Origin of the sequence: Peribacillus sp. YIM B13482 (genome assembly GCF_042787975.1) — a bacterium.
Lineage (GTDB): Bacteria > Bacillota > Bacilli > Bacillales > DSM-1321 > Peribacillus > Peribacillus simplex_A.
The window spans coordinates 43,029-53,592 of record NZ_JBHZPF010000034.1; the positions used below are offsets into that span (position 1 = coordinate 43,029).

The window sequence follows — 10,564 nt, forward strand, 5'->3', positions numbered from 1 at the left end:
ACAACATTACTTAATAACCGTTGATCAGCTCAATATCCATTAGAAAGGCGAGAAATGATAGACAACGGTGCTCCCATACTTACGCTCCTTGATAGAAACAACCCATTATCAACATTACGGACAGGTTCCTATTTTTTAGCTACCAAACAATAAAACTCATCTCTATTATGTATCCTGATGTCCTTGAATCCGCATTGTACCAAGCTACTTTCTATCTCCTGGATTGAATACAGTTTAAAGTCCTTCGTTTGCTCCATCATTTCCATATTAGTTTTATCCATAATTGATAAAAATAACATTCCATGCGGTTTTAACACTCGGTATGCTTCACATATGCCTTGATCAATATCATCCCAAAAATAAATGGTATGGACGGTGAATACTTTATCAAAAAAGTCATTTCTAAAAGGTAAGCTTTCAATATTGGCTACCTGTATATCCACCACCCCATCGTACAGATACTTCCTATTCCTCCTCATTGCTTCTTTGACCATCTTTTCGGAAATATCGACACCATAATTTCTGCCAAGAATATTCACTTGAGCCAATCTAGTTAATGTGGAGCCATTTCCCATTCCGACTTCCAGAATTTTTTCGTTTCCATTACTATTCAATAAGCCAATTGTCCAATCATTTATAGTATGGTTCCCTCTCTCCATATACCTGCCCACCCATTTGGAGAGAGGTCCTTTCGGATTTTTCAATTGACTCCCAATCCACTTCTGAAACATGCCTCCACCAGCTTCCTCAATATTATTGTTCTTTACCATCACTTTGGCAGCCATAACTATAACAATCAAAATGGCAAGACTGACAAACAAATAAATCCCCCTTAGATGAAAAAAATATCCCACCCGATTAAGAGAATCCACAACTACCTCTCTATAACAGAGCTTCCGTATCTCCAAGAAAATAATAATAGGGTTAAAAATAATACTGATGGCAGTAAGCATTGAAAAGATATAATCATGGCCAATCATTTGCATACTCATAAAGGATGTAATAACGATGATTAGAAAAACCAAGGAAGACTTAATTGGAATTTTCTGTTCTATACATCTATTTAAAATAAGCCAACCTAAGGCAAAACAAACAAAAGGTATGATTGATGAGTATATGAACGATGATTAATAATCATTCAGATTACCAAATCTATATGAGTACTGTAAGTTCATTAACATTATAAAAATATAAGGTTATAAACCATGATGAAGAAAATAAACTTCGTTGAGCCCTTCCATTTTTCAGAATGATTTTCACACCTTTTAGGTCTTTACTCGTTCTATCCGTTTACTGATAATTATCTTTCTATACATTCCATTTAGCATGATCGATCGATCTTCTTCCATTTTCATATTTTTTTCATGTCTACTGAACAAGTCTTCAAACCTCAAGCCAATATCTGTACCTAAAAATCTAATGATGGGTCTCAGAAGCTTTTTGGGTAATGAAAGCCGTTCATCTTTAGAGATAAACTTATCGAATATGATTATTTTACCCTCGCCTTTTAAAACCCTGATCATTTCCTGAAGACATTCATTTGCATCAGGTACGACGGAAAGGACCAAACTTCCAACTATATAGTCAAACGATTCATTATCGAATTCCATATGCTGTGCATCCATCTCCAGGAAAGTGATCGATCTATCCCCATATTTAACCATCGCCTTTTTTAGCATATCAGCCGAAAGGTCTATCGCCGTTATCTCAAGGTCAAGGTGCTTGATCAACTCTAAATCGGCACCCGTTCCTACGCCCACAAACAGAACCTTTGCATTGTCATGAAATGATATCTCTTCAAATATACTTTTCCTGGCTTTTAAAAAGAGGGCACTGAAGGTTTTGTCATATATTGGAGACCAAACCTTATAAATTACTTTATTCCACCAATTATTCAACATCCATACCTCCCCGGCCTCTTACATACTTCTTCTATAAAGCATATGAAATCCCTTCCAAGCGGATATGTAAAGTTCATTCAGAATGCGATGTTTCCTTCCACGATAACGGTCAGGTATGCCATATCTCTAAAAAACTGTTCCCACTATTGGTTTTCTTCCTTAAATCATCATAAGTTTGCTCCTGCCGTGTCCGACATTAGGTTTCCCTGTATTTCTTTCCATAAAGAACAACCCTCCAAATCTAAAGGCCATACCTTTTTAAACACAGACCTTACACCTGCAACCATTTTAATAAATTACCTTGACTGTCATAGTAATACATTATAAGATATACCACAGGAGGTGAGGATTTGGTTCAACGACAGCTATCCTCTGACCTGCTTCGCGGACATGTAGATACGATGATTCTAAAACTCCTGCAAAGTGGCGATAAATACGGTTATGAAATCAGCAAACTGATATATATGAGTTCAAATGAGCAATATGAATTAAAGGAAGCGACCATGTATTCCAGTTTAAAACGTCTAGAAAAGGACGGATGCATCATCTCTTATTGGGGAGATGCTTCACAAGGCGGAAGAAGGAAATATTACAAAATCACCCCCATCGGGGAAGACACATATACGCAAAATAAAAATGATTGGGAACTTGCCAAGCAAATACTTGAACGCCTCTTGTAAGAAAGGAAGATGAAATGTGATTGAAAAACTGCATGCACATGTTCATGGCATTTTTGCACCGTACAAAAATGCAAAAACAGCAAATGAATTGGAAGAAGAACTGCTGCAAAACTTACTCGAAAAATACAATGACCATAAAAAGAATGGCTCTAGTGAGCAGGAAGCATATAAGCTGACTGTGGATTCAATTGGAGAAGTATCAGAACTCATGGACTCACTCAATCTTCACTATAGTGAGCTTGAGCAAGCGGTAAACATGGACTATTCCAGACATCGCTTATTGGATTCCGACTTTCGTTCGGTTTCCGTGCATGACGGGAAATTCAATTCCTGCGATTTAAGCCGCTCTGATTTCAGCCATTCCGACCTGACGAACAGTACTTTTAAAAGCAGTAACTTAAATAAATGCATCTTTGAAAACGTCAATTTAACGAGCACCTTATTTAAAAGCGCGAATTTAAAAGGTGTAACTTTCAAGAACAGCATTTATAATAAGACCCATTTTAAAGGCTGTAATTTATCTGGTCTTACATTTGATGGGGAAACATTCAACCAAACCATTTTCGAGGGTTCTTCATTGAAAAAGGCGTCATTTCGTGATGCCACACTCATCAATGTTCAATTCCGGATGTCCGATTTAAAGAAAATCGACTTTACTGGAGCTTCGATGGATAAACTTACTTACAACTTTTTAAATGGTGCGAAGGTTGATCTTAGCAGCGTGACCATCATCTAAAGGAGGGATTTCCAATGACTTTACCAATTGCGATTGTTGTATCCACCTCAATCATTTGCGTGACCGTGTTTTTGACTGCGGTCGTATTAAAAGGAATGAGCATGGGGGAATGATTGATTAAAGAACCCTGTGCTAAGACAATACACGTCTTAGCACAGGGTTTTTACGTTTTCAATTTAAATCCATGAATTTAAAGTATGGAAGTAACAATCATCCTATATTAAGAGAAATAACCGTTTTCCTTGCTGGTAAAAACCATTGATTTTATTTTCTGACTATTATACAATAACTCAAATTAATCTATTTAACATTCCATGAAGAGAAAGAGTACGTTATAGTTTCTGTTCCAAAGAGAGCTGGTGCTTTGCTGAAAGCCAGTGTCCAGATAATAACCGAAGATCATCTCTGAGAAGTAAAGCCGAACCTTTAGTAAGCTTTACCGGTTTCCTCCGTTATAAGGGACAACATACAATTATGTTTGTAAAGGGCAGCAATGTGCTTTCTAAGCATTCCATTAAACAAGAGTGGTACCGCGAGTTCTGAATCTCCTCTCTTAATGAGACGGGATTTTTTGTTTTTATCCTGTTAAATCAATGAAAATAAAGGCAAAGCAGGTGAAGGTCTAATGCAGACACTATTATTCGTAACAGATTTATACTATGAAGCAAAAGGAAGAAATTATTATGAGGAGGATTTGTTCCTTACTTCGGAACTTAGGGAAGATTTTCAATTGGTCATTTGTCACCCTGAAGACACTGAAACATTTGAAAAGGACTTTGACCTAATTGTATTTCGAAATGCTGGTCCAGTAGCAAATTTTAAAGATAAGTATCAAGCATTCCGCAATAGAGCGGCTACTGGTTTGAAAACTTACAATTCATTTATTGGAAAGGCTGATATGAACGGGAAAGAATACTTAATTGAACTGACGAATGCCCAATTTCCTGTCATTCCAACTATCGATACCCTTGATTCTTTAAATAAACTTCCTAATGTAGCATTGTACATAGTGAAGCCGAAAGATGGTGCAGATTCCATCGGTTTGGAATTTGTCACGAAAGATGAATTGGGGGATAAAATCGATTCAGAATCAAAGAACCTATTGGTACAACCTTTTATCAACTTTGAGTATGAGGTTTCATTTTATTTTATCGATAAGGAATTTCAGTATGCTCTTTATGCACCAGACAAAGAGAAAAGATGGGAATTAAAGGAATACACACCTACAGAAAAAGATTTAGCCTTTGCTCAGCAATTTATTGAATGGAATAATCTTGATTGGGGGATTCAACGAGTTGATGCATGCCGGAATGAGCAAGGTGAACTTTTATTGGTTGAACTGGAAGATTTAAATCCCTATCTTTCCTTGCTGGAATTAACTGATGAAACCCGTCAGAACTTTGTAAAAGCGATGAAAAAGTCAATACAGAAAGCTCTTCAAGCTTAGAATAACAAAGAAAGACCTCTAATTAAGTCGTTTCAGATTGTCGCAAAAATTCGTTAACGGACGAATAAAATTTGAGTTAGGTCGAATAACTGGGTTGCACGGTCGAATAAAATTCGTGAACGGACGAATAAAATTTGAGTTAGGTCGAATAACTGGCTAGCCGAGATCCCACAGACGCGTGCTTTGATGAGGCTTGGCATACAGTCGGCGGCCGAAATCAAATGGAACGTTTTTTAACTAAAAAAACTGCAGGCAAACTCGCTTTTCTTCGAGTTTGTCTACAGCCTGAAACGACTTTTAATTGTTAAACTATCTGTGATTTATGCCATTTCCATGCACTTTCAATAATCTCTTCCAAATCTATTGATGCTTTCCATCCAAGTTCTTCATATATCTTATTAGCTGAAGCAACCAGACGGGCTGGATCTCCAGGGCGACGGTCTGCATACTCTATGGTCGGCTTCACCCCTGTGACCTTTTCACAAGTGTCGATTACATCTTTAACCGAAAATCCTTTTCCATTCCCAAGATTGTAGATGGCCGTATCCTTCTTCCCGGACAATAGGGCTTGAAGCGCGATTATATGAGCTTTGGCTAAGTCCGTTACATGAATATAATCACGAATGCAGGTGCCATCTTTCGTGTCATAGTCTGTACCAAATACGGAAATCTTCTCTCGTTGACCTAATAAATGCTGTAAAATAATAGGAATCAGATGTGTTTCCGGATCATGACTTTCACCGATTTCTGCCGACACATGTGCTCCAGCCGCATTAAAGTAACGTAAAACGACATAGTGGAGTCCATATGCATTTGCAAAGTCGCTTAAGATTTGCTCCACCATCAATTTCGAGCGGCCATATGGATTAATCGGATCAGTTGGCTGATCTTCATCAATCATATCCACATTTGGTATACCGTAAGTAGCTGCCGTTGATGAAAAAATGAAATTCCTAACATCATGCTTGAGCATGGTATTCACTAATGTAAGAGTTGCACCAACATTATTATCATAGTATTTATAAGGGTCTTGGACAGACTCACCAACCAAGCTATTAGCAGCAAAGTGCATTACAGCTTTAATGGGATATTTAAGGAATATTTCATTCAAGACCGCTTCGTCCCCTAAATTACCTTCTACCAAGATGGCCTTCGAATCGACCAGCGAAGGAAAACCGGTTGAGAGATTATCCAGAATGACAACCTCTTCTGTATTCACTAACTCTTTTACAAGATGACTTCCAATATATCCTGCACCGCCAACGACCAAAATCATATAATATTTACCCTTTCTTTTTAAACTGACTTCTTTACGTTATAAGTTCTCCCAACAAACCTCACGCGTCTTAAGAATTGGGCGTCCCTGGATCGCACACTTTAGCCCTTTTAGCCATAATAATCCCCTCCAGGCAGTCGTGTACAATCCAAAATTGTTACTGGTCTTAGTACACTCTCTACCTAAAGGGGATAGTATCACATAGGTGTTTTCTCTATTTAAAATGGTCTATCTGATTCCTGCTTTATGCATCTTGAGGATATTTTCCATTTCTTTTATAATGTCGTCTCTTAAATCAGGACGTTGAAGGGCAAATTCAATTGTCGTTTTCACAAAGCCATCAACAACTCCTACATCATAACGTTTTCCTTCAAAATCGTAAGCGAAGACTTTTTGGATTTCATTCAGTTTTTGGATAGCATCCGTTAACTGGATTTCACCGCCAGCTCCTGTTTCCTGCTTAGCTAAGAAATCAAATATTTCCGGTGTTAGTATGTATCTTCCCATGATGGCTAAATTGGATGGTGCCGTTCCTTGTTCTGGTTTTTCAACGAATCGGTTTACTTCGTATCTTCTGCCTTCTTGAGTAAGCGGGTCAATGATGCCGTATCTATGTGTTTCATTCTCATTTACTGGCTGCACTCCAATGATGGACGAACCTGTCGCATCATATTCGTTGATTAATTGACGTAGTGATGGCACATCGCTTTGAACGATGTCATCGCCTAAAAGGACTGCAAATGGCTCATCACCAATAAAGTTACGTGCACACCAAACAGCATGTCCAAGGCCTCTCGGTTCTTTTTGCCTAATGTAGTGGATATTAGCTAAATTCGATGGGTATTGTACCTTCTCCAATAAATCGAATTTCCCTTTTTCCCTCAAGTTATTCTCTAGTTCGTATGCATTATCAAAATGATCTTCTATCGCACGTTTATTCTTTCCAGTGACAATGATAATATCTTCGATTCCCGCTTTCACGGCTTCTTCTATAATATATTGAATAGTTGGTTTGTCCACTATTGGCAGCATTTCTTTTGGCATTGCCTTCGTAGCAGGCAAAAATCTAGTTCCCAATCCAGCTGCAGGAATTATAGCCTTTTTTACTTTTTTCATACTCTTGTTACTCCTCCATATCAACTTTAAAAATTAAATCCATATAATTTACAGTTTTTTCTTAATCACCATATTAATAGTAACATAGTCTGGTTTTTTGTTAAAATGTTTGTATATTCAATACTTTTTATATCCTATTTATTATATACCAATTTCTTCATAATTTAAAACTTATTGGGTAAATCTTTCATCTAATTGACACTATTCACCGTCTCCAGCTTGGAACGGAACGTCTGATAAAGTAAACATGGCCCTTTCCCGAACGAATATCAGGAAAAGGCCTTATTTTCTTGATTATACGGCTGTCAGGTCCAAAGACTGACTTATTTAGTACTATTGATCATCCCATTAATTTTTTCCATGAAAGCATTCATGACTAGGTTCAACTTCAGCTCGGCTTCTTCCATCGTTTCACCTTGGATTCCGAAATAGAATTTGATTTTAGGTTCTGTCCCAGATGGCCGTAAGCATACCCATGTGCCATCCTCAAGGAAGTACTTAATTACATTTGATTTAGGTAAATCAATGACTTCTTCCTTATCGGTGCCCACCGTCAGCTTCATGCCGCTTTGATAATCCTCCTGCACAGTTACAGCTTTTCCGGCTATTTGCTTTGGAGGATCCTCACGGAATTGATTCAGTATCCCTTGAATCTGCCCAGCGCCTTCGATCCCCTTTAAGGTCAATGACTGGAGTCCCTCCAGGTAATATCCGTACTTTTCAAATATATTTAGCAAACCTTCATATAGGTCCATGCCCTGCTTTTTATAGTAGGCACACACTTCCACCGCAAGAACGGCAGCTTGGATCGCATCTTTATCACGGGCAAAATCCTTGATTAGATAGCCATAACTTTCTTCATACCCGAATAAGAATGTGTGCTTACCGCTTTTCTCATATTCGTTGATCTTTTCAGCGATGAATTTAAAACCCGTTAATACATCAATGGTCCCTAAGCCATATTCATTTGCGATCCTGCGGCCTATTTCAGAAGTCACTATCGTTTTTAAGACAACTCCATTGGGAGGTAAAGTGCGTTTCGATTTCTTTTCTTTTAAAAGATAATCCAATATTAGTGCACCAGTTTGGTTACCTGTAAGCACTACATATTCGCCATTCTTATTTTTAACGGCGATACCGAGCCGATCTGCATCCGGATCTGTTGCGATCAACAGGTCCGCCGATACCTCATTTCCTAATTCAATGGCCATTTTAAATGCTGCATGTTCTTCAGGGTTCGGTGATTTGACTGTCGAAAAATTGGGATCAGGCAATTCCTGCTCTTTAACAACATGTACCTTATCGTATCCCAGATCTTTTAAAGCCCGCCTAACCGACTTATTTGCTGTGCCATGAAGTGGTGTGAATACTACTGTCACATCAACTTCTTCGCTTAGATTTCTGTTTTCGGGCACAGTAAGCAACTTTTCATTATAAGCGGCATCGATTTCCTCTCCGACAATCTCAATGAGGCCCTGTGCTTTCAATGCCACTTCATCTTTTACCGAAATGGCAAGTTCATTTTCAATCGCATTCACGAATTCAATCACCTTATCAGCAGTAGCCGGAGGAAGCTGGGCACCATCTGGTCCGTACACTTTATAGCCATTATACTCAGGGGGATTATGACTTGCAGTGATAACGATCCCAGCATAGGCATTCAGTTCTCGAACGGCAAAGGATAACTCCGGCGTTGGTCTTAACTCATCGAATAGATAAGCCTTGATCCCTTCAGTAGCCAAGGTCTTGGCTGCTTCCAAGGCAAATTCAGGTGATTTAAAACGTGAATCGTAGGCAATCGCGACACCTCTGCGCTTTGCTTCATCACCCATCGATTGCAGATAATGGGCTAATCCCAATGTTGCTTTGCGGACTGTATAAAGATTCATTCGATTGGTACCTGCCCCAATTTCCCCGCGCATACCGCCTGTGCCAAATTCCAAGTTCTTATAAAACGCATCTTCAATATTTTTTTCATCATCTTGCATCTTGTTAAGTAATGACTTCATTTCCTCATCAAGGGCTTCGAAATTCACCCATGAGTGGTAAGAACATTTATAATCCATTTTCACATTGTCCTTCTTTCTTTCTTTCTTTCTTTCTTTCTGGTTCCCTGTTGGGAAATCTAGATGTTCTGCTAAATACTAACAGTTATCACTGAAATAAAAAAAAAGCCATTCATAGGACTTTCTTCGCTATATTATCAGCAATAAATGGATATCAGTCAATATTTTCAACATAAAAAGGTTTGTTAGGGATGGATAATCAATTGAATTTGAATGGAGGCAATAATCAGGGGATGGCGATGGATTCGGTAATCTTGGACATCAGCCCCTCCTTACCCTTAAGACAGGAGCTGATGTCCACTATAATGGATCACCTTACAAATAAATTATTCAGCTTCGGCAACAACCGTAAAGCGTTGATTGATGTGTTGCGGGTTTTCTATTTCATCAAGTACTGCAAGGGCAAAATCGGCATAGCTTACATAACTTTCACCTTTTGAGTTTACAAGAAGGTTGTCTTTCCCCAGTTTATACTCACCTGTTCTATTTCCTTGCGGATCAAAGAAGGCTGAAGGACTGATGAACGTCCATTGGATTCCAGTGGCATTATTTAAATCCTCAAGGTTCTTGGATTGATTAGATGCTGTTGCAAAGTATTCTTTCGGGAATTCAGGTGTTTCCAGTACACGTATCGTTTTCGCCTCGTCAACGAAAAGGCTTCCAGCTCCGCCAACAACGATCAGTTTAGTTTGAGGAGCCCCTTTCATGGCATCAATTAAGATTTTTCCTGCATCGACATGCAGATGTTCTTTCCCTGGTGCAGCACCAAAGGCATTCACTACCACATCAAATGCTTTAATATCTTCAGCTTTCAGATCGAATAGGTCTTTTTCCTGTACGGATGCTCCTTGAATTTGGACTTTGGCTTGATCCCTGACAATAGCCGTAACTTCATGCCCCCTAGTCAATGCTTCTTTTAAAATCATACTTCCAGCTTTTCCGCTCGCACCAATAATACCTATTTTCATTTTCAAATTCCTCCTATATCGTTTTTGAACCCTTAATTGAATTCTCAATTGTAACTGAATTACTTACATGTAATAATATAAGTTACAAGTCACTGATTTGTCAAATATATTTTATCCTGCCTTTAGTCTTATGAGTCATTACGATTGGTAAGTTTCGATTTTCGATGATATATTCCGATTTTCGTCGATATATTCCGGTTTTCGATGATATATTCCGATTTTCGATGATATATTCCGGTTTTCGATGATATATTCCGGTTTTCGATGATATATTCCGGTTTTCGATGATATATTCCGGTTTTCGATGATATATTCCGGTTTTCGATGATATATTCCGGTTTTCGATGATATATTCCGGTTTTCGATGATATATT

Annotated in this window: 11 protein-coding genes and 1 other annotated feature; of the genes, 4 read left to right on the forward strand and 7 right to left on the reverse strand. The window is 38.3% G+C overall.

The genetic code is table 11. From position 1 onward, the window contains the following. Positions 1-128: 128 nt before the first annotated feature. The gene (locus ACFX4L_RS16325; RefSeq protein WP_377405660.1) at positions 129-821 is read right to left on the reverse strand and encodes a class I SAM-dependent methyltransferase; all 693 of its coding nucleotides are present in this window, start codon (positions 819-821) and stop codon (positions 129-131) included. Between the two features lie 187 nt (positions 822-1,008). On the opposite strand from ACFX4L_RS16325, the gene ACFX4L_RS16330 reads away from it, so the two are divergent. Next, on the forward strand, positions 1,009-1,131 hold the full coding sequence (locus ACFX4L_RS16330; protein WP_377405662.1) for a hypothetical protein: 123 nt from the start codon (positions 1,009-1,011) through the stop codon (positions 1,129-1,131). 134 nt (positions 1,132-1,265) lie between these two features. Here the strand turns inward: ACFX4L_RS16330 and ACFX4L_RS16335 are convergent, their stop codons facing one another. Next, on the reverse strand, positions 1,266-1,898 hold the full coding sequence (locus ACFX4L_RS16335) for a class I SAM-dependent methyltransferase (RefSeq protein WP_377405664.1): 633 nt from the start codon (positions 1,896-1,898) through the stop codon (positions 1,266-1,268). Between the two features lie 404 nt (positions 1,899-2,302). Here ACFX4L_RS16335 and ACFX4L_RS16340 point away from each other — a divergent pair, with 404 nt between their 5' ends. From ACFX4L_RS16340 to ACFX4L_RS16350, 3 genes are all read left to right on the forward strand, one after another. Further along, entirely contained in the window at positions 2,303-2,581 is a 279-nt protein-coding gene (locus ACFX4L_RS16340; protein WP_375166274.1) for a PadR family transcriptional regulator, read from the forward strand. A gap of 16 nt (positions 2,582-2,597) precedes the next feature. Beyond that, the gene (locus ACFX4L_RS16345; RefSeq protein ID WP_377405666.1) at positions 2,598-3,317 is read left to right on the forward strand and encodes a pentapeptide repeat-containing protein; all 720 of its coding nucleotides are present in this window, start codon (positions 2,598-2,600) and stop codon (positions 3,315-3,317) included. A 305-nt stretch (positions 3,318-3,622) separates the two neighbouring features. Then, positions 3,623-3,874, forward strand: a binding site (T-box leader). Positions 3,875-3,942: 68 nt separating this feature from the next. Further along, positions 3,943-4,764 (forward strand): ATP-grasp domain-containing protein, encoded by an 822-nt coding sequence (locus ACFX4L_RS16350; protein ID WP_377384871.1) that lies wholly within the window; start codon positions 3,943-3,945, stop codon positions 4,762-4,764. Between the two features lie 304 nt (positions 4,765-5,068). Here ACFX4L_RS16350 and galE read toward each other — a convergent pair whose 3' ends face one another. From galE to ACFX4L_RS16375, 5 genes are all read right to left on the reverse strand, one after another. Further along, the gene (gene galE, locus ACFX4L_RS16355) at positions 5,069-6,040 is read right to left on the reverse strand and encodes a UDP-glucose 4-epimerase GalE (RefSeq protein WP_089362754.1); all 972 of its coding nucleotides are present in this window, start codon (positions 6,038-6,040) and stop codon (positions 5,069-5,071) included. 228 nt (positions 6,041-6,268) lie between these two features. Continuing rightward, the gene (galU, locus tag ACFX4L_RS16360; RefSeq protein WP_089362753.1) at positions 6,269-7,156 is read right to left on the reverse strand and encodes a UTP--glucose-1-phosphate uridylyltransferase GalU; all 888 of its coding nucleotides are present in this window, start codon (positions 7,154-7,156) and stop codon (positions 6,269-6,271) included. A gap of 323 nt (positions 7,157-7,479) precedes the next feature. After that, positions 7,480-9,222 (reverse strand): phospho-sugar mutase, encoded by a 1,743-nt coding sequence (locus tag ACFX4L_RS16365; protein ID WP_377384867.1) that lies wholly within the window; start codon positions 9,220-9,222, stop codon positions 7,480-7,482. A gap of 326 nt (positions 9,223-9,548) precedes the next feature. Continuing rightward, positions 9,549-10,190 (reverse strand): NAD(P)-dependent oxidoreductase, encoded by a 642-nt coding sequence (locus tag ACFX4L_RS16370; RefSeq protein WP_284469501.1) that lies wholly within the window; start codon positions 10,188-10,190, stop codon positions 9,549-9,551. Positions 10,191-10,318: 128 nt separating this feature from the next. Then, a partial coding sequence (locus ACFX4L_RS16375; protein ID WP_377405668.1) for a hypothetical protein occupies positions 10,319-10,564 on the reverse strand: 246 nt, incomplete at its 5' end.